Raw genomic sequence first — 24,766 nt, 5'->3', positions numbered from 1 at the left:
TCACCTCAGAACTGGAAGTAGAGGAACGGTGAGAAGCTTTCCGCGGAGAGCTTGAGCACCGCCATCAGGAACACGGGCAACAGCAGCGTTGGCAGGACCACCCGCAGTGGCGCGGCACGAACCCCGTCGAGGCTCCAGGAGAAACGGTCCCTCATGCCCATAACCACGACGATCACGTAGGCCAGGGTCAGAATCGCCACATTGAGGCCGCGGATGTCCTTCAGGTAGGCACTGCTCAGCTCAAAGCCGGAGAAACTGAACATTGCGCCGTAGAACTCGAAGGCCGATCCGATGGTGGAGGCCCGGAAGGTCACCCAGCCGATCATCACGAACAGGAAGGTCATGAGCCAGCGACCGACCCGGAAGCGGCTGGGCGCACCGGATACGCCGAGGGCCCGTTCGATCGCCAGCAACCCGCCGTGCCAGGCGCCCCAGAGCAGAAAGGTCCAGTTGGCGCCGTGCCAGAGGCCACCGAGCAGCATGGTCAGCAACAGGTTGCGATAGGTGCTGAACACGCCACCCCGGTTGCCTCCGAGAGGGATGTACAGGTAATCGCGCAACCAGCTGGACAGACTGATGTGCCAGCGCCGCCAGAACTCGGTGATGCTCTGGCTGATGTAGGGCTGGTTGAAGTTCTCGGTAAATCGGAAACCCATCATCAGGCCCAGCCCGATGGCCATGTCCGAGTAGCCGGAAAAGTCGAAGTACAGCTGTGCGGTGTAGGCCAGGATGCCCAGCCAGGCGTCCGCCGTGCTCGGGTCGGACAGGGCAAAGGCACCGTCCGCCAGCGGAGCGATCGAGTCGGCGATGAACACCTTCTTGATGAAACCCTGCATGAAGCGGATGGCGCCTTCACCAAACTTTTCCAGGGTATGGGTACGGTAAGCGAACTGGTCTGCCAGGTCCTTGTAACGCAGGACCGGGCCGGCAATGAGTTGCGGGAACAGTGCGATGAACGCGGCGAAGTCGACAAACCGCCGGGTCGGCTCGGTATCACCCCGGTACACATCCACCACGTAGGAAATGGCCTGGAAGATGTAGAAGGAGATGCCGATGGGCAGAATGATATGTGCCAGTTCCAGCGGCTGATAGCCGAGGGACACGAACAGGCCGTTCAGGCTGTCCACACCGAAGTTGGCGTACTTGAAGTAGCCCAGTGTTGCCAGATCGCCGGCGATACCCACGGCTACCCATTTCCGGGCCCGGGCCGTGCCGATGCCACTGTGGTGGATGCCGAGGCCGATCACATAGTTCCAGAGTGTGACGGCGACGAACAGCAGCAGGAAATCCACCCGCCACCAGGCGTAGAAGGCATAGCTGCCCAGCAGGATGACCCATGACCGGTGGCGGAATGGCGTCAGGTAATACAGTCCCAGGAACGCGGGCAGGAACAGAAACAGAAAGATATTGGATGAAAATACCATGGTCAGCCTCCGGCGTTACCGTTGTTGGAAACGGGATCCGGCGTCAGCCGCACGGCATGGCGCCCGTTCAGGAGGGCATCGAAAATCTCGGTCTGGTAGGTGCCCAGCAGACCCTCGAAGTGGATGCCCACGTCGGAGCGCGGAAAGCGCATGTTGACGTCATAGAGCTCGAGGTACTGCGGGTTGTCCGAGGCCAGGGGGCCGCTGGCGTTGGCGGCCAGGTTGCCGCCGACAATGGTCATCGACACGGCCTGGTGGTAGTAGTCTTCCTCGAAGTTCCGGTCGGTGGCGCTCAGGTCCTTGACCTGACCGAGCACGCCGTAGGTGCCGTTGAGGGCGGCGACGTTGTTGTAGACCCGGACATTCGTGCTGTTGCGCACACGGATGCCATTGCGCAGGTTATTCATCAACCGGTTTTCCCACAGCAGGTTGTCCGGTGATTCATACAGGCCGATACCGTCCCCCTGGTTGTCATGGACCAGGTTCCTGGCGACCACGTTACGGCGACTCTGCCGGTCCAGCACGATGCCCGACAGGCCGTTCTCGTAGCTATGGTTATTGATGATCCAGCTGTCGTTTACCTCCCGGGAGATGATGATGCCGTGCTTCTCCCGGGTGCCGTAGACCTCGTTGCCGGCGATCAGCAGATGGCTGGAGTAGTCATGCGGGTCGATGCCGTAAACGATATTGTCGTGGTAAACATTGTTCACGATGGCCACGTTCTCGGCTTCATAGCAGTAAAAGCCGTAATAGATGCCCGAGAAGGTGGACTCGACCAGCCAGGCTTCCGGCGCCGACCGTTGCAGCCTTTTGTTGTCGTACTCCGAGTACTGGGCGACGGTGAAGCCATAGGACTTGCTCTGGTTGTAACCGAGATGCTGGAAGGTGGAACCGAGCACAAAGGTCTCGCTGCCCCCCCAGCCGACGAAGAACGGGCGGAACTCGGATTTCTTGATGAAAGTGGCAGGCCCGTTGGCTTTTTCCCGCCAGCCGGTAATCGTGCTGTCGATTACAAACAGCCAGCCATCATTGGCCATGAAGGCGCCTCGTTCCTCGGACAGCCTCAGAGTCTCCTCACGGATCACCAACGTTGCTTCCGGCTGAACCACCAACGGCAGGCGTATGGTGTAGGAGCCATCGTCGTTGCGTTCCATGTAACGAGGGTTGCCGACCTGCTCGTAGACGTCATCGAGCGTTGCCCGGCCGGCATCCACCAGGATCGCCTTTGGGTGCGAATACTGACGGATTACCCACTCCCGGGCCCGGCCCTGATCGACGAAGTCGCCCAGGGCCGGGATGTCACCGATGCGTTGGACGGAAACCCGTGGCGCACCGTCGGGGCGTTCTGCCAGCTGTTGCTCCACAGCGTCACGGTTGTATTGCGACACGTCCGGAAGTTCAGGAAGCTCGGTGGCCACCTCCTCGCCCGGTACTACCTGCAGCCGATAATCCTCCAGCTCATACCGGGGCGCGGATTCCGATGGCTCCAGCCGGGTTTCAAGATTCGCTGCAGCTGCCATGGGAACCAGCAGGGCGCAGGTATAAAGTGGCAGCATGCGCAACAATTGATGGTGTTTCATGGCCGTTTCCCTAGAATCGCTTCGCTACATCGAGCACGACGCGATGACGGGCGTCGTCCGCATCCGGACCATAGGCATCGCCCGGGAAGAAAACGCCGCCGCGCAGTCGCACGTCAAAGGTGTTCCAGGCAGCGCCGTCATCACCGTAATACCCCAGCACCAGATCGACGGACTCGCCCAGATCGTCGCTGTTGCCGGTGAATCCGGGCTCGATCAGGTCGGAGGTCACGGTGCCGGCCTGGTCTGCCAGCCAGTAGCGGTGATAGATGAGGTTGGCCGCCCAGTCGTCCCGGTTGGTGAGGGCGGTGTAGGCCGTGACCGTCTTCAGGTTGCTCCACTCGGGCTGGAAGGCCTCCCCGAATCGGGCGACCTGGGACCGGGTGCCGGTGTACCGGGACCGGTTGCTCTCCAGACCGGTCTGGCGGAAGGCGTCTGACTCGTCCCCGCTGTCGCCGCCGGAGGCGATGGCACCGTGGACGCCTGCGGTCCAGCGTGGACTGTCCACAAGTTGGGCCCGCAGGCCGATATCGGCAGCCCAGCCGCTGACATCCTGTTCCTGCCGGGACAGTAAGCCGGCCTCGGTGGTCGCCAGGCGGGACTGGTCACCGGTCACCGCGGCCACCGACGCCAGGTACTGGAACCGGCTGTGCGAGTGCCAGTCGAAGTAGGCGTTATCTGCCCGGGCACCGGCCCAGCTCAATGAGTCGGTGACCCGCTCGGGCAAGCCATTGTCGGTTTCGGCTGCCAGGTCGCGGTCATTGCTGTAGCGCTCGGCATGGGTCACAAGAAACGTGAGATAGTGGTCCTTGTACCACTGCCACCGGGTCTGACCGAAGGCCCGGGCAATGTCCTGTTCCTCGACCGGCAGCTCGCTGACATCCGTGCGTGCCTCGGAAATCTTGTTGGCAATACCTGCCGTGGCTTCCAGCAGCGTGGTGTCGAAAATCCAGCGTGTCAGGGTGATGTCATCGTCCCACCACATACCGGTGTCCTCTTTCAGTCGCTCACGACCGAAGCGAATGGATTCCCCGGGGTAGTCGGTAAGGCCGTTGTAATCGAACCAGAATTCCCTGAGCGCAAAGAAGGCGTCGGTTTCCGTGCCGCCGATTTCATCACTGACGTCTACCTGGCCAGTGGCCCCGAACGCCTGCAGACGGAGCTTGGAGCGCCAGTGATCAGACAGTTGCCAGACCCATTCGGGCTTCAGATCCAATGCCACTTCGTCTGATTTGGTGCTGGATGCGGGGTTGGTGCCAAGCTTGCGGTCACCTTCGCTGATCAGGCTGAGCTTGGCCCGGGTGTTGTAATCGAGCAGTTTCGGATAGGACACATCGGTTTCGCTGTCCCGGGTTTCCTGTGCCCAGCTGACTGTTGTGCCCAGGCAGCCGAGTACCATCATCAGTCCGGCCATTCCGGTGGTTCCGTTCGTTGCCATGTGGGTTACCCCCCCTGACGTTGTCTGTTTGTTTGATCTGAAGCGCCGGTCGCCTGGCGGCGCGCAGCCAGTTCCCGGTTCGCCAGTGTTTCAGCTGCCTGCTCCAGGGCTCTGGGCATCTGGGGCACCATTTCCACCAGAAGCTCTTTTGCCCGTGGCAAGCCGGCATCGGTGGCGAGCAGGGCAAAGGACCAGGCGTACATCTTGTTTACTTCGATGCCCTTCCCCTCCCAGAACATTTCGGCCAGCAGGTAATCCGCCTTGGCGTAGCCGCGCCGGGCCGCCTTGAGCAGGTGATCCCGGGCTTTTCGCGGTTCCGGTTCGCCCAGGTAGCCTCGTTTGTAGATCCGGCCCAGCAGGTAGTCCGCCGAGGGATATTTTTCGCTTGCCTCGCGGGCATACTCGATGGCCTTGCGGGCATCGATCGGAACAATTCGTCCCCGCTCGTACAGCCGGGCGAGTGTCAGCGAGGCCTTGAGGTCCCCCTGGCTGCGGGACGTCTCCAGCAGGCGAATGACTTCCTCGGCGTCCGCCAGGTAGGGGTTGTCCATGATCAGGCGGGCCCTGCCGGTGATCGCAGGGACATAGCCCGGGATCAGTAACTGGTAGAGATCGTTGGTCACGGCGACCTGTTTGGCGGGCGATTCGTCGTCCGACAGCCAGCGGGCAAACACATACAGGTCACGATCGTCGATCTTGCCTTGCTCCCAGGCCTTGCGAGCCCTGGTCACCAGGGCGTCGAAACGGTCGTTCTGCCGTTCCGCGAGGTAGACCCGGGCCAGAATGATCAGGCAGTCCGGGTGGGAGGTGGCGATCGGCTCACACAGGGACACGATCTCGCCTGCCCGTGCCTGGAGCTGACCGTTCATGATGTAGTAACGCGCCAGAGCAAGGTCTCCGGACGGGTCGCCTTTCTGCCGTGCTCGCTGGATCCACTGCACCGGGTCGGCTTTGGGGAATTCCTGCGGGTGATCCAGGTAGAGCTCGATCAGCGGCATCAGCGCGCTGTCGTCGCCAGCTGCCATCGCCTTTTTCAGGTAAAACTCGCCCTTGCCTCGCAGGGTGGCGCTCTCGCCCTCGCGGGCGTACAGCTTGCCCAGCCGGCTCAGGGCCCGGTCGCTGCCTTGCTCGGCCGCCGCCTGGTACCAGTGCAATGCCTTGCCGAAGGCCGCATCGGATTCCTCGTCGGAGTAAAGGTCGCCGAGCTCCACCTGGGCGTCGGCAAGTCCAAACTCTGCGAGTTTGGTCAGTTCTGCCCGGGCGGCGCCGAGGTTACCGGCTGCGGCCTCCCGCTCGGCTCGCTGCATATCCGGGAGGCCGCTGCAACCGGCGATTCCCATCAGCAGGAGCATGGCTGTGGATGCCTTGTGGATCATGGCCGGGGCTCCAATCAGTTGCCGGATACTTGGTCGACGATGCCGTCCAGGGCGGACAGTTGAATGACATCAACGGTCACGCCGATGGGGCGACCCACCGATTCGAGTGGCATGGGTTTCTCCGCCTGGATCAGGGCGTTGATGGCGGTGCCGGGCTGGTTGGGGGTCTCGGCGTCGACGTAGAGTGATTCGATGGAGCCCGCGCGGGTTTCGCCGCCGGACAGGTGCAGGGTGACACTCTGACCCTCCTGCAGATTTTCGCCTTCGGTGAAATTGAACCTGGCGATGATGTGAGCGGAGGCGTCGGTCGGCACCAGTACCGCGATCTGTTCGCCTTTGCTCATATACTGGTCTTTGGCAGGCAGCAGGTTGAGCACCTTGCAGTCACACGGACTTGTCAGGGTGCCCCGGACGCTCTGGCCCAGAAGTTCCTCTATCTGCTCGACGGTGTAATTGCCGTTGCCCACCAGTTCGTTCACGTACGCGAGCATGGGGGCATCGAAGGTCGCGATGGGTTGGCCGGCTTCGACCTGGTCACCGGGCTGGACCAGGGTGGTGACCTTGCCATCCTTGGGCAGGCTGACCGGGATGTCCTCGGAGGCCACCATGGCGGTCTCCGCCTTGGTGACGAAATAGATCTGCCAGAGCTGGTAACCGATGAAGGCAACCGCTATCAGACCAACGCCCATCACCACCAGGCTCACAACCATCGCCCGGGCGCTGGCGAAGAAGCCCAGTGCCTGGCTCGATTTGCTCTTGCGCGCCTTGGTGAAGTTCTCCCGGGACAGGGTGTTGAGGACATCTCCGGCGGAGACCAGCTCACCACTGAGGAATGAGGTGATCAGGTAACGCAGGACGGAAACCTCTCGCTGGCCCAGGTTCTGGAATTCACAGCCACAGCGGTCACTGTCGTGCCCCATGTTTCTGGGTACAAATTCCACTTCCACCGCCATATCCATACCGTCCACCTTGAACACCAGTCGGCCGTTATAGACCTTCCCGCGGCGCAGGGACTCATTGCCGAGGCGGATGCAGAAACCACCGGCAGACAGATCTTCCAGTGGAAAGCGCACGGGGGCGCCGTCGAGTTTCACGAAGAGTGTCGCCGGCATGCGGACCCTGGCGAACTGCCTCTGTGCTTCGGATTCGTGTACAAACTGCGGTGCAATCGCTGCCGTGTTCATTACTTTGACCCTTGAGTGTTAGCTGTTTTGGTAATGCTTGGTTCCCGGTGGCGCGCTTGGCGTCACACGATGAACATGACGGTTGCCAGGAAAACGCTGGAGGCAGAGAACGTCATGATCCGGGAAGACCATCGGTTCATGCGTTGCTGGAACGACGCCGAATCCGTGCTGTAACTGGTTTTCTGGCGAGTCCAGGACTGCCGGTCGAGCCGGAAGAACACATAGATTTTCATCAGTGACCCGAAGATCTGGTTGAAGTACAGGATCAGCGGGTAGGCCGGCCCGACCGGATGCCCGGTGGCCAACAGCATGGCGCTCAGCACCAGGCGGGTAAGGCCAATCCAGAGCAGGTAGGCGATCAGGATCACGCCGGAGTACTTGATCGCTGCCACGATCGCTGCGGTCAGTCCCAGGATGCTGGTCCACATGGAGATCCTCTGATCCCACAGCACGTACCAGGTGAACCAGCCCAGACGCCCCGGTCCCAGCTTGGTCGCCCGGCTGTTCTGGCGGAGGTTGTTGCCATACCACCGGAACATGAGCTGCCTGGCCGAGCGGATGAAGCTCGGATCGGGCGGATGCTCGACAGTGTGGATGGACGCATCGGGCACGTAGAAGGTGTCGTAGCCCAGGCGCATCATGCTGTACCAACTGGACTTGTCGTCGCCGGTCAGGAACCGGAACTGGCCCAGCCGCCAGTGGTTGAGGGAGTCGTACTCGACGTCGGAGATGAACTCCGGGCGAGTCACCACGCTGGCGCGGAAGACCGACATCCGGCCGGTCAGCGTCAGGACGCGTCGGGACAGTCCCATGGAGCACATGTTGATGTGCCGCTGAGCAAAGCGCAGCTTGTGCCACTCGGACATCATGTAGCTGCCCTTCACCTCACAGAATTCGTTGGTCGTCAGTGCCCCCACCCGCGGCATCAGTTTGAAATAGGGGGCGGTCTTGCGGACCACGCCGGGATCAAGAACGGTGTCGCCGTCTACCACCGCAACGATGGCGTTGTCATCGGGAATGGCGCGGGAAATGGCCCGGAAGCCATAGGCCAGGCCGTCGCGCTTGCCGGTGCCGGGGATCCGGACCAGATTCAGCTGGACCCGCTCCGGTGGGTTGAGCTTGCGCCAGAGTGAGCGCATCAGCATTTCATCGGACAGCTCCACGATGGAGGCAACCACGGTGGTCGGCCAGCCGCAGTCAATGGCTTCCCGGATGATGGACTCGTAGACCTGTGCGGTCGTGGCGGCGTCGATCCGGAAGCTGGTCACCATCAGGAAGACATGGGACGGTGCTGCCTCATCCCCCAGTTTCTGTGCTTTGCGACGCAGGATTGGGTAAGCGTGATGCAGGAAGTACATGCCCCGGACAAAATGGGTGATGCCCACGGAGTAACGCCAGAGGCCGATACCGCCGATCAGCAGAATGAAATGCGCGCCGCCGGGAACAATGAACTCCCTGGGCAGGGCGACCGCAAGCGATCCCAGTGCCGCCAGGTACAGGCACCAGCCACCGGCACGAGAGAAGGGGTTGTCCGGAATCATCGACATGACCGAGGTTCTCCTGGATTCGTCGGTAAGATCTGCTCGCAAGGAGCCCCGGCGTACCGAGTTGCCGGGGCGCAGGCGTTACCAACAGATGCCTTCCAGCACGCCATTGGTGGTGGTTTTCATGAAGCCCACCAGGTCCACGACCCGCTTGCCTTCGGGGACTTCCGCGATGACGGTTTCGAACAGCTCGTCGTTGTTGCCGACAACCAGCACATCCCCATGCTCGACCACGCCGCGCAGATCGCTGTCCATCAGGTTGGAGAGATGGGGAATCTTCTGGTTGATGTATTCCCGGTTGGCGCCGTTGGTGCGGGCGTAATCCACGTTGCGATCAAAGATCCGCAGGTCATAGCCCTTGCCGATAAGCAGCTCGGCCAGCTCCACCAGGGGACTTTCCCTGAGGTCGTCGGTGTTGGCCTTGAAGCTCAGGCCCAGCATGCTGATCTTGCGTCGGCCGTAGCCGGTCACGATGTTGAAGGCCTTGGCCACCTGCTCGTTGTTGCTGCTCATGATGGAGCTGAGCAGGGGATGTTTGACGTCCATCTGATTGGCGCGGTAAGTCAGGGCGCGGACATCCTTGGGCAGACAGGAACCGCCAAAGGCGAAGCCGGGGCGCATGTAATAGCGGGAGATATTCAGCTTGTTGTCCAGGCACATCACGTCCATGACATCCCGGCCGTCCACACCCATGGACTTGGCGATGTTGCCGATCTCGTTGGCAAAACTGACCTTGGTCGCGTGCCAGACGTTGCAGGTGTACTTGATCATTTCCGCCACTTCGATGGGCTTGCGGATCAGCGGAGCATCCAGATCGCCATAGAGTTCCGCGAGGAGCTCACCGGAGCGGTCATCCAGCTGCCCGATGACAGTCATGGGCGGGTGGTCGTAATCCTTGATGGCGGTGCTTTCCCGGAGGAATTCCGGGTTCACGCAGACCCCGAAGTCCTGCCCCGCGATCTTGCCGGAGGCCTCCTGGAGGATCGGGATGACAACGTCCCGCACGGTGCCCGGCAGCACGGTGCTGCGAACCACCACCAGGTGCCAGTCGTCCTTCTCGCGCAACGCTTCCCCGATATCCCGGGCAACCTTCTCAACGAAGGTCAGGTCCAGATCGCCATTGGGCTTGCTGGGGGTGCCGACGCAGATCATGGACATCTCGCTGTTCAGCACAGAGGCCATTCCCTCGGTTGTACCCTGGATGCGATGGGCGCGAACGCCGTCACCCAAAAGCTCCTCGAGGCCAGGCTCAACGATCGGCGATTTGCCGCTGTTCACCAGGTCGATCTTGACCGGGGAAACGTCCACCCCGATGACCTCATGACCGCGACGGGCCAGACTGGCCGTACAAACGGCACCCACATAACCCAGTCCAAATATGCTTACACGCATGGTTATCCGCTCCCTTGTTGTTCCGGAAAGATGTTTTGGCATTGCCGGTTTCGGTGTTGCTTTCCGGAAAACGTCAAAAAAATGGTGTTTCTGAGGTTGTCTGCCAAGGCCGTTCTGTCCTGGCTTCGTGTCTGCAAGAAAATGGTCTGTCTCCGCGTTGTGATTCGGTGCGAAAACGACCGTTTTATTTGCAGTCCTTTTCCTGTTTCGGGCTCAGGAACGTTTCCCTGATCTGGCCCTGAAACAGTTTTAAAACGTACCGAAACAAATAATTAAATGCCTGTTACACAATGATAATTTTGATTTGTAGACTTGATTTACATGTATGGACTTTGATGTGAATTCAGGATAGACAGGTGTGCGTCAACTGCTTGATTTGCAGTGGAAGCCCCAGGCAGATGTGTCGTATTCAAATGCAGGAATGGGCGCCAATAATTTGACGAAGGCGGTTTTATAAATTCTGTTTGTGCATTTTTGAGAGGGAGTTTATTTCGAAAACATCTTAAAAATAGTTCTCGTTCCGGGAACTTTCTGAACAATGTCCAGATTGTCATTTCCTGAATGGATCTTTTCCGAAAGTTCGTCGTGTTCGCGCGCCCTGGTTGAAATTGCGGGCTTGAATATAGGGCTTGAATATTTCGAGCGCTCGTTCTATTTTTGGGTTCCGGAGGTCGAGCTATGAACAATTCCAAAAACACGAACCCTGGCAATACAAACTGGTCCCTGCGCGCTGACGGCAAGATTGCACTGGTCACCGGCGCCGCTGGCGGCCTGGGCCACAGCTTTACCCACTGCCTGCTTGAGGCCGGCGCCACGGTCATCGTCAGTGGTCGCCGCCGCGAGGCGCTGGAGTCTCTCAAGAGCGAATTCCCTGACCATGCCGACCGGATCCATGTGGTCACCATGGATGTCACCGACGAGGCGAGTGTCACCGAAGCCTTCGACACCATGGCCGATGACGTCGGTATTCCGGATGTGGTGGTTTCCAATGCCGGCGTCGCCACCAGCAAAAAGGCGCTGGACCTGACCGGCTCCGACTGGGACCAGGTGGTCGACACCAATCTCAAGGGCTGCTGGCTGGTAGCCAATGAGGCCGCCCGCCGTCTGTCCGTCATCAACAGGGGCGGCAGCATCATCATGATTTCTTCCATCCTTGGTCATCGCGTGGCGGGCAACGTGGCGCCCTACGCGGCCGCCAAAGCCGGTGTCGAGCAGCTGACCCGGGCACTGGCGCTCGAGTGGGCCCGTTATGGCATTCGCGTCAATGCCCTGGCACCGGGTTACATCGAGACCGATCTGAACCGTGATTTCTTCGCGACCGAGCCCGGCCAGAAGATGATCCGCCGTATCCCCCAGCGCCGCCTCGGCCAGGCGGGGGATCTGAGCGGGTCATTGCTGCTGCTGGCCTCGGACCTTTCCGACTACATGACCGGCAGCACCCTTGTGGTGGATGGCGGCCATCTTCAATCCTCGCTGTAAGGAGCAGGCTGTGGACTTCGATCTGGATCCCAGGAATGAGTCGTACCGGAAGCGCATCCGGGACTTTGTGGAACAGGAACTGTTGTCGCTGGAGCAGAACCCGGACGCATACGACGAGCATGAGAACATTGCGCCGGAGTATCTGGAAAAGATGCGCACCAAGGCCAGACACCAGGGCCTGTGGTGCCTGCAGATTCCCGAACATCTTGGCGGGCAGGGGCTGGATATCTCCGGTATGGCGGCCTGCTATGAGGAAATGAACCGGTCCATCTTCGGCCCGGTAGTGTTCAACTCCGCGGCACCCGATGACGGCAATATGATTGTGTTGGCAAAGGTGGCGACCGAGGCCCAGCAGGAGCGTTGGCTCAAGCCCATTGTCGAGGGTCGGGTCCGGTCGTCCTTCGCCATGACCGAGCCACCTCCCGGCTGCGGCTCGGACCCCGGCATGATGCAGACCACCGCCACCCGCAAGGGCGACCGTTGGGTGATCCATGGTCACAAGCATTACATAACCGGAGCCGGGGAGGCGTCCCATTTCATCCTGATTGCCCGTACCTCGGATGATACCCGGAAGGGGCTTAGTGCCTTCATGTTCCACAAGGACGATCCGGGCTGGGAAGTGGTCCGGCGTATTCCGATCATGGGGCCGGAGGAACACGGTGGCCATTGTGAGATCCGCTTCGATGGCCTGGAAATCCCCGACGAGAACCGGCTGATGGAAGTGGGTGATGGTCTGAAGGTCACACAGATTCGCCTGGGCACAGCCCGCCTGACTCACTGCATGCGCTGGCTGGGCCTGGCCCGTCGTTCCCTGGAAATCGCCACGGACTATGTCGAGAAGCGCGAATCCTTCGGTCAGACCCTGGCCCAGCGCGAAGGTGTCCAGTGGCTGCTGGGTGAGGCCGCCATGGAGATCCAGATTGGCCGGCTGCTGACCATGCACGCCGCCTGGAAGCTCGATCAGGGCGACTTTGCCCGCAAGGAGGTGTCCATGGCCAAGGTTGCCGTGGCCGACACCCTGCACAAGTCGGTGGACACTGCGATTCAGCTCTGTGGCGCCCGGGGTTATTCCAAGGATACCCCGCTGGAGTGGATCTACCGTTATGCCCGCCAGGCCCGCCTGGTGGATGGCGCCTCGGAAGTACACAAGATGGTGTTCTCGAAGCTGTTGCTGGCTGAGCGAACCGGTTTCTGGCACTGGGGAGTGAAGCCCTGATGTCTGCGTTGGCCGACACCTTCAGCAACTTTATTGCCCGGCAGTCCGGTGCCCGCAGCGCGCGGGTCATCGCGTTCGAGAAACTCTCCGGGGGCGCCATCCAGGACAACTTCGGGTTAACCCTGGAGTTGGAGGGCGGCGACCGGCCGGGCCGACAGGAGTTTGTTGTCCGTCAGGACGCCCCCTCCGGGGTGGCTGAGAGCCTGTCCCGGCCGGAGGAATTCCGGGTGTTGCAAGCGGCATTCGGCGCCGGGGTTACCGCCCCGGAGCCACTCTGGCTGTGTGAGGATCCGGAGGTTAGCGGGCGTATCTTTTATGTCATGACCCGGGCTTCGGGCAGCGCCTCACCGCGCAAACTGGTCAAAGGGGATCTTGATGCAGATCAGCGCCGGCGCCTTGTACGCCGGCTCGGTGCCGAGCTGGCCCGGCTGCATACGGTGCGGCCGCCGGTGGATTCACTGGCTTTTCTCGAGATGCCGGCAGGGCGCAATCCGGCCCTGAACCGGGTGGCGCTGTACCGCCGCTACCTGGAGGAAATCGGGGAACCGCACCCGGTGCTGGAGTGGGCTTTGAACTGGCTGGAGGACCACGCGCCTGAGCCTGGCCCGACAGTGCTGTGCCACTGCGATTTCCGCACCGGCAATTACATGGTGGATGGCGACGAGCTGACCGCGGTGCTGGATTGGGAGTTCGCGGCCTGGAGTGACCCCTGCGAGGACCTGGGCTGGCTCTGTTGCAGGAGCTGGCGCTTCGGCGGTGATGACCGGGAAGTCGGTGGCGTTGGTGATAAGCAGGACCTTCTTGACAGTTACCGGGAAGTGAGTGGGGCCGACATTGATCCGGCTACGGTCAGTTACTGGGAAGTCATGGCGCTGGTGCGTTGGGCCATGATCGCTTTGCAACAGGCACGTCGCCACATGTCCGGTGAGCAGCGCTCGCTTGAACTGGCCCTGACCGGGCGCATGGTGGCCCAGATGGAATACAACCTGCTGAACCAGATCCCGGAGTTGGAGGAGGGGCAATGATCAATGAGCCGGATACCCGCGACCTGCTGACCGAAGCCCGCCAGGTTTTACTGGACTCACTGGTGCCGGATCTGGCCGGGGAACAGAAGTACCAGGCCCTGATGATTGCCAATGCCATGGGCATGGCCATCCGGGAGATCGAGCAGCGGGAGCAGGGTGAACCTGACGCCACCGACCGGTCGCTGTCGCAATTCCTGGCCGCACACCAACTGCCGGATGACCCATCACAGGGCGAGCAGACTCTGGCCCGGGCCCTCCGTGACCGACGGCTCGTTGGCGATGATCCGGAACTGAGGTCGGTTCTGAAGGGCATGACGGAGGCCCGGTTGCGAATCAACAATCCGGGCTTTCTGAAGTAATCCGGACAGTCCAACACGGTGCGATATGAACAAGTACAAGAATCTGAACAAGACTGCCGCCAATCATTCCGCCCTGACACCGCTGACTCTGTTGCAGCGGTCCGCGCGGGTGTACCCGGACAAAAGGGCTGTCATCGACGATGACATGAGTCTGTCCTACCGGAACCTTTATCGCCGTTGCCGGCAGATGGCGGATGCCCTTCGCGCCCGGGGTATTGTCCCCGGCGATACAGTAGCGATCCTGTGTCCCAACAGCCATGAAATGCTTGAGTCCCACTACTCGGTGCCCATGGCCGGTGCGGTACTTAATTCCATCAACATCCGTCTGGACGCGGGCACCCTTTCGTTCATCCTGGCCCACGGTGAGGCGCGGGTGCTGTTCTACGACACCCAGTGGGAAAACCAGGTCCGGGCGGCGATTGCCGAACTCGAGGTGCCGCCGCTGCTGGTGGCCATCGAACGCGAAGCGGGCCCCGGCGAAGGCCTGGCGGAACTGGACTATGAGTCCCTGCTGGCGGAGGGCGACCCGGAGTCATCGTGGTTGCATCCTGATGATGAGTGGGACGCCATCACCCTGAATTACACCTCCGGCACCACCGGCAATCCCAAGGGCGTGGTCTACCACCATCGCGGTGCTTACCTGGCCGCCATGTCGAACGCCATGGCCTTCGATATGACCGCCGAGACCGTCTATCTATGGACCCTGCCGATGTTTCACTGCAACGGCTGGGCCTACACCTGGGCGATTACTGCCGTTGGCGGCACCCATGTCTGCCTGCGGGAAGTCGATACCCGGGAGATCTATCGCCGTATCGAGGAATACGGCGTGACCCACATGTGTGGCGCCCCGGTGGTGATGAACATGCTGGTGCAGGATCTCGGCCGCGAGAATCTGACCCTCTCCCGGCGCGCCCGTTTCGCCCTGGGTGGCGCTGCGCCTCCCAGCAGCGTGATCCGCAAGGCGGAGGAAATCGGTTTCGAGATCACCCACCTTTACGGCCTGACCGAAACCTTCGGCCCGTCCACCCTGTGCGTGCCCCAGCCGGAATGGCGGGCGCTGCCCCTGGAAGAAAGGGCAGTAAAGATGTCCCGCCAGGGCGTACCCACCCATGGCCTGGACGACGTGGACATCCTGGATATGACCAGTGGCGAGCCGGTACCGGCCGACGGCAAGACCATGGGCGAGATCTGCATCCGTGGCAATACCGTGATGAAGGGCTATCTCAAGAACCCGGACGCTACCGACAAGGCCTTCCGGGATGGCTGGTTTCATACCGGCGACCTGGCGGTCATGCACCCCGACCGCTACGTTGAAATCCGGGACCGGGCCAAGGATGTGATTATCTCTGGCGGTGAGAACATCTCCAGCCTCGAGGTGGAGGAGGTTCTCTACCGGCACCCGAAAGTGTCCGAGGCTGCGGTGGTGGCCATGCCGGATGAGAAGTGGGGCGAGGTGCCCTGTGCCTTCGTCAATCCGGTGGATGAAGGTGACGAGCTGACCGCCGAGGACATCATTGCCTTTTGCCGGGACAACATGGCGCATTTCAAGGCGCCGCGGAAGGTGGTGCTGGGCGAGCTGCCCAAGACCGCTACCGGCAAGATCCGCAAGAACATTCTCCGGGACTCATTGTCCCGATGATTGGGCTGACCATGGTCAGCGGGAGGTTGCAATAGCGCGAACAACGCATTCAGACCAACGAAAACCGGCCCCGATGTAATGGGCCTGAAAGTTCCAGTGACAACAAAGACAAGAACACAGGAGCAATACCATGAAAAAAACAAGCATGAAGAAACTGCTGGTTGCGATGACCGCAGCCGCAACTCTCGGTACCGCCGGGACCAGTTATGCCGAGGAGCCCATCCAGATTGGCGGGATCTACATTCTGTCTGGCAGTGCTGCCACTTACGGTGAATTTGCCCAGAAGGGTATCAACCTGGCAGTGGATGAAATCAACGCCTCCGGCGGCATCCTGGGTCGTCAGGTGGAGATGGTTTATGAGGATAGCCAGGGCAAGGCATCGGTGGCCATCCAGGCCGCCCGGAAGCTGGTCTACTCCGAGGGTGTTGAAGCCCTGGTGGGCCTGGACAGCTCGGGTGTTGCCCAGGGCATGGTGCCGACCATGCCAGAGTTGCAGAAGCCGCTGATCATCACGCACGCCGCCACGCCGGACGTCACCGGCAAACTGTGTAACCCGTTCACCTACCGCATCAGCGTCAACGTGGCCCAGAACATGAAGGCGGCCGCTCTGGTTGCGGCCGAAACCGACGCCACCAACTGGACCACCATCGGTCCGGACTACGCCTTCGGTCACCAGTCCTGGGAGTTCTTCGGTAACTACCTCAAGGAGATCAAGCCGGATGTGAACCTGATGTCGGAGACCAACTTCCCGCGCTTTGGTGCCGAGGACTTTACGCCATTCATTGACCGGGTGATGAACTCCGATGCCGAGGGTGTGCTGATCTCAGTGTGGGGTGGTGACCTGGTCAACTTCATCCGTCAGGCCAATACCCGTGGTTTCTTCGACAAGGACATGGAAGTGATGTTTACCGTCGGCGCGGCGACCGAGGTGCTGTCCGCCCTGGGTGAGGAAATGCCCGAGGGGGTTCACCTGTCTACGCGCTATTGGTATGACGCCTACGACAATGAAGTGAACGACCGCTTTGTCAAAGCCTACATGGATGCCTATGGTACGCCGCCCAGCTATAACGCCGAGGGTGCCTACGCTGCCATCTATGCCTACAAGCAGGCGATGGAAGCGGCCGGAACCACCGAGGGTCCGGCTGTGGCCAAGGCCCTCAGTGGCATGAGCATGGAAGCGCCGAATGGCACCGTGACCTTCCGTGCCGGGGATCACCAGGCCATGGTCAGCCCGAACTGGGGTGTTTCCGGCCCGATGCATGCCGAGCACGGTATCCGGACTCTGACCAACCTGCAGATCTTTGACGGTGAAGAAGTAGCCCGCACCATCGAAGAGACCGGTTGCAAGCTCTGATCTGAACCTTTTCACCAGCTTGCCGTGGCGCCCTTCGGGGCGCCACGTAACCGGCCCTAACCTAATGAGGTAATCCATGTCTGGCATCGGAGCGGCGTTGCTGAACAGTCTCGATATCGGGCTGCTGCTATTCATCATCGCAGTGGGTCTGAATATCGTGTTCGGTGTTCTGAACATCATCAACTTTGCCCACGGGGCTCTCTACATGCTGGGAGCCTACCTGGCGTTCACCCTGATCAATCTTGTGGGGATGCCCTTCTGGGCCGCCCTGCTGCTGGCGCCGATCGGTGTGGCCATCCTGGCCGTCATTATTGATCGGCTGCTGTTGCGATTCATCTACAGCCGGGACGTGGCGGACAGTCTGCTGCTGACCTTCGCGATCCTGCTGATCATCAACGAGAGTGTCCGCACCATCTGGGGTAGCGGCATCCAGGTGGTCCAGCCGCCTCAGTTGCTGTCCGGATCGGTGCAGCTGCTGGGCAGTTCCGTGTCCACCTACAGCCTGTTTGTGATTGTCATTGGCCTGTTGTTGCTGGCGGGGCTCTGGTACCTGTTCAACCGCACCCGCGTGGGTCGCATCATGCGCGCGGCGGCACTGGACCGGGACATGGCCGAAGCCCTGTGTATCAACACCCGCATGGTGGTCACCGGTGTGTTTGCCTTCGGTGCCTGGCTGGCGGCGGTTGGCGGCGTGGTGGCAGCGCCAATGCGGGCACTGGACCCGGGCATGGGGGACAAGATCATCATCGAGTCCTTCATCGTGGTGGTCATCGGCGGCCTGGGCAGCTTCCCGGGTGCCTTGCTTGGCGCCATCATCCTGGGCCTGATTCACGGGTTTGGCGGCCGCTATCTGCCGGAAGTGAACCTGCTGCTGCCGTTCCTTGGCATGGCGCTGGTTCTGTTGTTCAAACCTAACGGCATCATGGGCAAGGGGGCGACCGCATGAAGACCAAGATTCTGATGGGCCTTCTGGCCGTGGTGGTTGCGGGGCTGATTGCGGTGCCCTGGATTGCCTCCTACTTCTATATTTTCATACTCACCGAGATTCTGATCCTTGGCCTGTTCGCGGCCAGCTTCAACCTGATCTTCGGCTATACCGGCATGCTCAGTTTCGGGCACGCGGCCTTCTTCGGCATCGGTTCCTACGCCACGGCGCTGGTGCTGATCCACCTGGAGTGGCCATTCCTGGCCTGTTTGCTGGTGTCCATGGGCGCCTCGGCGCTGCTGGCCCTGGTGATCGGCTTCCTCAGCGTCCGCCTCAACGAGGTCTATTTCGCCATGCTGACTCTGGCGTTCGGCATGATGGTGTTCGCCATCGCCTATCAATGGCGTTCCGTGACCAACGGCAGTGACGGCCTGGCCGGTTTCACCCTGGGCTCCTTCGGGCTTGGTCTGGATCTGACCCTGGGCAACCCGGCGGTCTACTACCATGTCGTGCTGGCCATCGTTGCCATTGCCGCGGTGGTGCTGTACCTGATCTGCCGCAGCTCTTTCGGCATGATCCTCAAGGCGATCCGCCAGAACCCGGAGCGAGTGTCCTTCGCCGGCCTGAATGTGCGTACCTACCGTCTGGTGGCCTTCGTGATTGCCGGCACCTTCGCAGGTCTGGCCGGTGGCCTGATTGCCCCGTTCCTGCGGGTGGCCAGTCCGGAGCTGCTGCACTGGTCCATGTCCGCCGAGCCGGTACTGATGGCCATTCTCGGCGGCACCGGTTATTTCCTGGGACCGTTTGTCGGCTCTGCGGTGTTCGTGCTGCTGGAAACCTGGATCACCAGCTATACCGAGTCCTGGATGCTGGTTCTGGGCATCATCCTGGCCATGATGGTGATTTTCTTCCGCAAGGGTCTGCTGGGTACCGCCCTTGACTGGTGGATGGAGGTGAAGAAATGAGCAAGCCGATCCTGACCATAAATAACCTGACCAAGCGGTTTGGTGGCGTTACCGCAGTGAACGGTATCAACCTGGAAGTCATGCCGAAGGAAACCATTGCCATCATCGGACCCAACGGTGCCGGCAAGACCACCTTCTACAACATGGTGTCGGGGCGGATGCAGCCGACCGAGGGCAAGATCATGCTCGATGGCCAGGACATCACCGGACTGCCGCCGCACAAGATCAGCCGGCTGGGGGTGTCCCGTTCGTTCCAGATCAACAACATCTTCCCCGAGATGACGGTGCAGGAGAACGTGGAAGTGGTGCTGTCGGCCTATCACGGCCACAGCCGCAAACTGTTCAACATTGCCTCCCGTAATACCGGCATCCAGCAGGAAGCGGTGGAGTATCTGAAACGGCTGGGCATTGACGGTCTCAGGGACCAGCGTGCCGAGGTCATCAGTTACGGTGACAAGCGCTTGCTGGAGATTGCCATGGTGCTGGCAACACAGCCCAAACTGGTCCTGCTGGACGAACCCACTGCCGGCATGACCCCGGACGAGACCCGTCGTACCACCAAACTGGTCAAGAGCCTGGCGGACAGTGGTGATTACACCTTCCTGATTACCGAGCATGATATGGATGTGGTGTTCAATCTTGCCGACCGCATCCTGGTCATGCATCGCGGTGAAAAACTGTTTGCCGGAACTCCGGAGGAAGTGAAGAACCATCCGGAGGTTCGCGTCGCCTATCTGGGTGAGGAAGAAGAGGAAGCGGTCGAGGAGGCCAACCCATGATTCTTGATGTTCGCAATATCCAGACCTTCTACGGCGAGAGCCAGGCGCTTCAAGGTGTTACGCTGCAACTGGACGAGGGTGAGACTGTCTGTATCCTGGGTCGGAACGGTGCCGGCAAGAGTACGACTCTGAAAAGCATCATGGGCCTGACGCCGCCGAGATCCGGAGAGGTGATTTTTGATGGCAAGCCAATCCACGGTCTGCCAGCCCATCAGATTGCCCGGGCAGGTATTGGCTATGTGCCCGAGGACCGGCGGATTTTCCCGGGCCTGACGGTGCGGGAGAATCTGGAGGTGGCCTCGTACCAGCGCAAGGGCAGCACTGCGCGCTGGACCGTCGATGGCATCCTCGGGAAGTACGAGATGCTGGGGGAGCGGGCGGACCAGGACGGCGCCACACTTTCCGGTGGCCAGCAGCAGATGCTGGCGGTGGCCCGGTCCCTGATGATCCAGCCCCGCCTGTTGCTGCTGGATGAGCCCAACGAAGGGCTGGCTCCGGTCATTGTGCAGCAGATCGGTGAGCTGATCGACGATCTCAGCAAGACCACCACCATTCTGTTCACTGACCAGAGCGTGCAGTTCGCCCTGAAACATGCCCGCAGGGCGTACATTCTGGAAAAAGGGCAGGTCGTGCATGAGGCGCCCAGCGACGAGTTGCGCAAAGATCAGGCAACCCAGGACCGGTTCCTGTCGGTGGCGTGATCTGATTTATAATCCCCGCCGCAGGAGCAGACAGGCGTGGCAGCAATGATTGAAAACTATGAGGCGTTTCGCGACGAGTTGAGTTTGTCCAAGGAAGGTGTCGTCCGTGAGGTATACCGCCAGAACAAGGACAGGATCAGCATCAAGAAGGAGGCGACGGCGGTCAAGAACCTGATCCGCATCATCGAATCGACGCTGAGACTGGCTAATTCCAAGGGGTTCCATGCCATGACCCTGAGAGATCTGTGTTCGGACTCGGGCATGAGCATGGGTGGCCTTTATGCCTACATTCGCAACAAGGATGACCTGATCCACCTGATCCAGAGCCACGGCTTCACCATCACCCGCCGCACTTTGTTGCACTACACTGGCGAGGTGGATGACGTACGTGACAAGCTGTTCTCGGCGATCAAGGCGCATCTGTACCTGAGTGAACTGATGCGGGCCTGGTTCTATTTCTCCTATATGGAGGCGAAAACCCTGCCGGCGCCGGAAAAGCGGGATGCCGTGGCCATCGAACTGGAGATTGAAGACATCTTCCTGGATGTCATCGAGGACGGTATCAAGGCAGGCGTCTACCGGCCCAGGAATGCCCGGCTGGTGGCTTCGATGATCAAGGCCCTGTTGCAGGACTGGTACCTGAAGCGCCGGAAATACCGCGACCAGAATGTGGCCGTTGACGACTATGCTGCCTTTGTCAGGGATGTGATTGAAAGCTATTTGCTCTGAGGGCGTTGACTCTCTCCTGTGAGGACTGTGATGACTATCAGTTTGACGAATCCGGAACTGCTGCGCGAAAGCGCCTATATTAATGGCGAATGGGTGCAGGCCCGTTCCGGTGATGTGTTGCCGGTGACCAACCCGGCCAATGGCGAACACCTGGCCGACGTACCGGACATGGGCGCCGACGATACCCGGCGGGCAATCCAGGCGGCCGAGGCGGCCTGGCCTGAATGGCGCGCGCGCCCGGCCAAGGAGCGGGCAGGAATCCTGCGTCGCTGGTTCGACCTGGTGATGCAACACCAGGAAGACCTGGCCCGGCTGATGACCGCGGAGCAGGGCAAGCCGCTGGCGGAAGCCCGGGGCGAGGTGGGTTACGGTGCCAGTTTCATCGAGTGGTTTGCCGAGGAAGCCAAGCGTGCCTATGGCGACGTGATCCCAAGCCATGGCCGCGACAAGCGCATCGTGGTGATCAAACAGCCTATCGGAGTGGTCGCGGCGATCACACCCTGGAACTTCCCGGTGGCCATGATCACCCGCAAGGTGGCGCCGGCTCTGGCCGCCGGCTGCCCGGTGGTGGTCAAGCCGGCGGAGGATACCCCGTTGTGTGCGCTGGCGCTGGCGGTGCTGGCGGAGGAGGCCGGTGTTCCGCCCGGGATTATCAACATTGTGACCTGTTCGAAAGGCCGGGCGCCGGCGGTGGGTGAGGAGCTGACCACCAACCCGGTGGTTCGCAAGGTATCGTTCACCGGCTCTACACCGGTGGGCAAGCTGCTCATGCGCCAGGCAAGCGGCACGGTCAAGAAAGTGAGCCTGGAGCTCGGTGGCAATGCCCCGTTCATCATCTTCGATGACGCCGATCTCGATGCCGCGGTGGCCGGGTTGATGGCCTCCAAGTATCGCAATACCGGGCAGACCTGTGTCTGCGCCAACCGGATCTATGTCCAGTCTGGTGTTTATGACGACTTTGTGGAGAAACTGAAGGAAGCTGTCAGCAAGATGGTGGTGGGCGCAGGTCTCGAGGCCGACACCCAGCAAGGCCCGCTGATCAACGAGGCGGCGCTCGACAAGGTTCAGCGCCACATCGCCGATGCCACCGCCAAGGGCGCAAAAGTGGCTCTGGGGGGCAAGGTTCATGCGCTGGGCGGCACCTTCTTCGAGCCGACCATCCTCACCGACGTCACCCAGGACATGCTGGTGGCCAGCGAGGAGACCTTTGGCCCGGTGGCGCCGCTGTTCCGGTTCGAGACCGAGGAACAGGCAATTGCCATGGCCAACGACTCGGAATTCGGCCTGGCGGCGTATTTCTACAGCAACGACATCCGTCGCATCTGGCACGTGGCCGAGGCCCTGGAAACCGGCATGATCGGTATCAACGAGGGTATCATTTCCACCGAGGCGGCGCCCTTTGGCGGGGTCAAAGAAAGCGGCCTTGGCCGGGAAGGTTCCCGTTATGGCCTGGATGAGTTCATGGAACTCAAATACCTGTGCCTCGGTGGCATGCGCTAACACGTCGGTTGCGAGGAGAGTCGGATGGCAGGCCCCCTGTCGCACCTGCGTGTGCTGGACCTTTCCCGGGTTCTGGCTGGCCCCTGGGCGGGTCAGATCCTCGGGGATCTGGGTGCGGAAGTGATCAAGATCGAGCGCCCGGGTACCGGGGATGACACCCGGTCCTGGGGGCCGCCCTATCTTCAGGGCGCGGATGGTAACGACGAGCTGTCCGCCTACTTCCTGACCGCCAACCGGAACAAGCAGTCCCTGGCCGTGGACATTGCCCATCCCGAGGGGCAGGCATTGGTCCGCAAGCTGGTGGCCGAGTCGGATGTGGTACTGGAGAATTTCAAGGTTGGCGGTCTCAAACGCTATGGCCTGGATTACGACAGCCTCAGGCGTATCAACCCGAAACTCATCTATTGCTCCATTACCGGCTTTGGTCAGGATGGTCCATACGCGAACCGGCCCGGCTATGACTTCCTGATTCAGGCCATGGGTGGGCTGATGAGCATCACCGGCCAGCCGGACGGCGAGCCCGGCGCCGGCCCGATGAAAGTCGGGGTGGCCCTGACGGACATCATGACCGGGCTCTACGCCACCATTGGCGTGCTCGCCGCCCTCAGCCACCGGGACCGGACCGGCGAAGGCCAGTTTGTGGAGGCCGCGCTGCTGGATGTGCAGGTGGCCTGCCTGGCCAATCAGGCTATGAATTACCTGACCACGGGCAAGGCGCCGGCCCGCATGGGCAATGCCCACCCCAACATCGTCCCTTACCAGGATTTCCCGACGGCGGATGGCAATATGGTGCTGACGGTGGGCAACGACCAGCAATTTGCCCGGCTGTGCGATGTGCTCGGACACCCGGAGTGGGCCAGTGATGAACGCTTCGCCACCAACCGTTTCCGGGTGGCCAACCGCAAGGAACTGATTCCGAGACTGAGGCAGGCCACGGTGATGCGCTCAACCCGGGAGTGGGTCGGGATTCTGGAGCAGGCCGGGGTACCCTGCGGACCGGTGAACACCCTGGATCAGGTGTTCGATGATCCCCAGGTGCTGGCGCGGGGCATGAGGCAGAGTGTCACCCACTCCAGACTGGGCGAGGTACCGACGGTTGGTAATCCGATCAAGCTGAAACTGACCCCGGTGGACTATCGCACGGCACCGCCCCTGCTGGGGGAACAATCGGAACAGGTGTTGCAGCGGGTTGCCGGCCTGTCTCCCGGGGAAATTGAAGCGCTCCGGGAGCGCGGTGTGATCTCGTGACCCCGGCGGTGCGGCTGTTCAGCGACCGGCGCCCGCAGCGTTCATCGCCCCCGGAATTGCGCCGGTCGCTTGGCGAGAAACGCGGCTACCCCTTCCTGGAAATCCTGGGTTCCAACCGCCTCCAGAAAAGCCTGTCTCTCGGCTTCCAGATGTCCGGAAAGTGCGGCTCCGAAGGCATCGTCCGAGAGCCGCCGGAAAGCGGCATAGGCTCGGCTCGGGCCGTTGGCAACCTTGCAGGCAAGTTCAGTCAGTGCCTCGTCAAACTCGCCTTCGGGGGCAACCTGATTGATCAGCCCCCAGTCCAGCGCCTCCCTGGCCGTCAACGTCTGTCCGAGCAGCATCAGCTGACTGGCCCGCCCGGCACCGATCCGGCGGTTCAGGAACCAGGTGCCTCCGCAGTCCGGGACCGTGCCAATGCCATCGTAAGCCACCATGAACCGGGCTTTGGCGTCGGAGATGATCAGGTCGGCTCCCAGGGCCAGGCTCAGTCCGGCACCAGCGGCAAAGCCCCTGACACCGGCAATGATCGGGGCGTTCAAGTCACGCAGCATCAGGATCGCCGGGTTGAGCGCGTCCAACAGGGCATTGACCACCTTTCGGGCCTGTTCGGGGCCGCCGGCCATGCTGGCAACATCCCCGCCCGCCATAAAGGCACGCCCTTCTCCGGTAAGGACCACACACCGCAGCCCGGACAACTCTGCCAGCTTCCGGACAGCGGCCAGAAAGGCTTCGGCCAGTGGGACATTGATCGCATTCAGGGCTTCGTGCCGGTTAAAGGTAAGCGTCGCCACGCCGGTGTCAGTGTTGAATCCGGTGGTTACCAGTCTACTTGTCATATTCGTTTTTCCGACAGAGGTGCATCTGAAGGTCGGTTTCGTGCGTAACCGTTAATGAGAGCCATCAGGTAACAGG

The 24,766-nt window shown here is 61.0% G+C and carries 21 protein-coding genes; 13 read left to right on the top strand and 8 right to left on the bottom strand.

What is annotated here, in order from left to right; genetic code table 11:
- Positions 1 to 5: 5 nt before the first annotated feature.
- From ACQUTG_RS11065 to ACQUTG_RS11035, 7 genes are all read right to left on the bottom strand, one after another.
- Positions 6 to 1,424 (bottom strand): MBOAT family O-acyltransferase, encoded by a 1,419-nt coding sequence (locus ACQUTG_RS11065; protein WP_428919454.1) that lies wholly within the window; start codon positions 1,422 to 1,424, stop codon positions 6 to 8.
- 2 nt (positions 1,425 to 1,426) lie between these two features.
- Positions 1,427 to 3,004, bottom strand: a complete 1,578-nt coding sequence (locus ACQUTG_RS11060) for a right-handed parallel beta-helix repeat-containing protein (RefSeq protein WP_428919453.1) — start codon at positions 3,002 to 3,004, stop codon at positions 1,427 to 1,429.
- 10 nt (positions 3,005 to 3,014) lie between these two features.
- Positions 3,015 to 4,439 carry an alginate export family protein gene (locus ACQUTG_RS11055; protein WP_428919452.1) on the bottom strand — a complete coding sequence of 475 codons (1,425 nt, stop codon included), beginning with the start codon at positions 4,437 to 4,439 and terminating at the stop codon, positions 3,015 to 3,017.
- Positions 4,440 to 4,444: 5 nt separating this feature from the next.
- Complete coding sequence (locus tag ACQUTG_RS11050) at positions 4,445 to 5,815, bottom strand: tetratricopeptide repeat protein (protein WP_428919451.1); 1,371 nt, start codon at positions 5,813 to 5,815, stop codon at positions 4,445 to 4,447.
- A 14-nt stretch (positions 5,816 to 5,829) separates the two neighbouring features.
- A complete protein-coding gene (locus ACQUTG_RS11045; RefSeq protein WP_428919450.1) occupies positions 5,830 to 6,999 on the bottom strand; it encodes a PilZ domain-containing protein in 1,170 nt (389 codons plus the stop codon).
- A 62-nt stretch (positions 7,000 to 7,061) separates the two neighbouring features.
- Positions 7,062 to 8,540: a glycosyltransferase family 2 protein gene (locus tag ACQUTG_RS11040; RefSeq protein ID WP_428919846.1), complete on the bottom strand. Its 1,479-nt coding sequence runs from the start codon at positions 8,538 to 8,540 to the stop codon at positions 7,062 to 7,064.
- A gap of 84 nt (positions 8,541 to 8,624) precedes the next feature.
- Positions 8,625 to 9,935 carry a nucleotide sugar dehydrogenase gene (locus tag ACQUTG_RS11035; protein WP_428919449.1) on the bottom strand — a complete coding sequence of 437 codons (1,311 nt, stop codon included), beginning with the start codon at positions 9,933 to 9,935 and terminating at the stop codon, positions 8,625 to 8,627.
- Between the two features lie 678 nt (positions 9,936 to 10,613).
- On the opposite strand from ACQUTG_RS11035, the gene ACQUTG_RS11030 reads away from it, so the two are divergent.
- The 13 genes from ACQUTG_RS11030 (at position 10,614) to ACQUTG_RS10970 (ending at position 23,854) form a co-directional block, all read left to right on the top strand.
- The gene (locus ACQUTG_RS11030) at positions 10,614 to 11,414 is read left to right on the top strand and encodes an SDR family NAD(P)-dependent oxidoreductase (RefSeq protein WP_428919448.1); all 801 of its coding nucleotides are present in this window, start codon (positions 10,614 to 10,616) and stop codon (positions 11,412 to 11,414) included.
- 10 nt (positions 11,415 to 11,424) lie between these two features.
- Positions 11,425 to 12,630: an acyl-CoA dehydrogenase family protein gene (locus tag ACQUTG_RS11025; protein WP_428919447.1), complete on the top strand. Its 1,206-nt coding sequence runs from the start codon at positions 11,425 to 11,427 to the stop codon at positions 12,628 to 12,630.
- Positions 12,630 to 13,655 carry a phosphotransferase family protein gene (locus ACQUTG_RS11020; RefSeq protein ID WP_428919446.1) on the top strand — a complete coding sequence of 342 codons (1,026 nt, stop codon included), beginning with the start codon at positions 12,630 to 12,632 and terminating at the stop codon, positions 13,653 to 13,655. Before ACQUTG_RS11025 ends, ACQUTG_RS11020 begins: the two co-directional genes overlap by 1 nt.
- Positions 13,652 to 14,014 carry a DUF6285 domain-containing protein gene (locus tag ACQUTG_RS11015; protein WP_428919445.1) on the top strand — a complete coding sequence of 121 codons (363 nt, stop codon included), beginning with the start codon at positions 13,652 to 13,654 and terminating at the stop codon, positions 14,012 to 14,014. Before ACQUTG_RS11020 ends, ACQUTG_RS11015 begins: the two co-directional genes overlap by 4 nt.
- Positions 14,015 to 14,039: 25 nt before the next feature.
- Positions 14,040 to 15,653 carry a long-chain-fatty-acid--CoA ligase gene (locus tag ACQUTG_RS11010; protein ID WP_428919444.1) on the top strand — a complete coding sequence of 538 codons (1,614 nt, stop codon included), beginning with the start codon at positions 14,040 to 14,042 and terminating at the stop codon, positions 15,651 to 15,653.
- Between the two features lie 130 nt (positions 15,654 to 15,783).
- On the top strand, positions 15,784 to 17,007 hold the full coding sequence (locus ACQUTG_RS11005; protein WP_428919443.1) for an ABC transporter substrate-binding protein: 1,224 nt from the start codon (positions 15,784 to 15,786) through the stop codon (positions 17,005 to 17,007).
- 76 nt (positions 17,008 to 17,083) lie between these two features.
- Positions 17,084 to 17,953, top strand: a complete 870-nt coding sequence (locus tag ACQUTG_RS11000) for a branched-chain amino acid ABC transporter permease (protein ID WP_428919442.1) — start codon at positions 17,084 to 17,086, stop codon at positions 17,951 to 17,953.
- Positions 17,950 to 18,897 (top strand): branched-chain amino acid ABC transporter permease, encoded by a 948-nt coding sequence (locus ACQUTG_RS10995; RefSeq protein ID WP_428919441.1) that lies wholly within the window; start codon positions 17,950 to 17,952, stop codon positions 18,895 to 18,897. The genes ACQUTG_RS11000 and ACQUTG_RS10995 overlap by 4 nt, the downstream gene beginning before the upstream one ends.
- Complete coding sequence (locus ACQUTG_RS10990) at positions 18,894 to 19,676, top strand: ABC transporter ATP-binding protein (RefSeq protein WP_428919440.1); 783 nt, start codon at positions 18,894 to 18,896, stop codon at positions 19,674 to 19,676. Before ACQUTG_RS10995 ends, ACQUTG_RS10990 begins: the two co-directional genes overlap by 4 nt.
- On the top strand, positions 19,673 to 20,377 hold the full coding sequence (locus ACQUTG_RS10985) for an ABC transporter ATP-binding protein (protein WP_428919439.1): 705 nt from the start codon (positions 19,673 to 19,675) through the stop codon (positions 20,375 to 20,377). Before ACQUTG_RS10990 ends, ACQUTG_RS10985 begins: the two co-directional genes overlap by 4 nt.
- 45 nt (positions 20,378 to 20,422) lie before the next feature.
- On the top strand, positions 20,423 to 21,106 hold the full coding sequence (locus ACQUTG_RS10980) for a TetR/AcrR family transcriptional regulator (protein ID WP_428919845.1): 684 nt from the start codon (positions 20,423 to 20,425) through the stop codon (positions 21,104 to 21,106).
- Between the two features lie 36 nt (positions 21,107 to 21,142).
- On the top strand, positions 21,143 to 22,606 hold the full coding sequence (locus ACQUTG_RS10975) for an NAD-dependent succinate-semialdehyde dehydrogenase (protein ID WP_428919844.1): 1,464 nt from the start codon (positions 21,143 to 21,145) through the stop codon (positions 22,604 to 22,606).
- Positions 22,607 to 22,630: 24 nt separating this feature from the next.
- Entirely contained in the window at positions 22,631 to 23,854 is a 1,224-nt protein-coding gene (locus ACQUTG_RS10970) for a CaiB/BaiF CoA transferase family protein (RefSeq protein ID WP_428919438.1), read from the top strand.
- Between the two features lie 41 nt (positions 23,855 to 23,895).
- Here ACQUTG_RS10970 and ACQUTG_RS10965 read toward each other — a convergent pair whose 3' ends face one another.
- Complete coding sequence (locus tag ACQUTG_RS10965; RefSeq protein WP_428919437.1) at positions 23,896 to 24,690, bottom strand: enoyl-CoA hydratase/isomerase family protein; 795 nt, start codon at positions 24,688 to 24,690, stop codon at positions 23,896 to 23,898.
- Positions 24,691 to 24,766 lie beyond the last annotated feature (76 nt).

The sequence above is a fragment of the Marinobacter sp. DUT-1 genome (assembly GCF_050379415.1).
Lineage (GTDB): Bacteria > Pseudomonadota > Gammaproteobacteria > Pseudomonadales > Oleiphilaceae > Marinobacter.
Note: the sequence above shows the minus strand (reverse complement) of the source record. Positions and strands in the feature narration are given on the sequence as shown.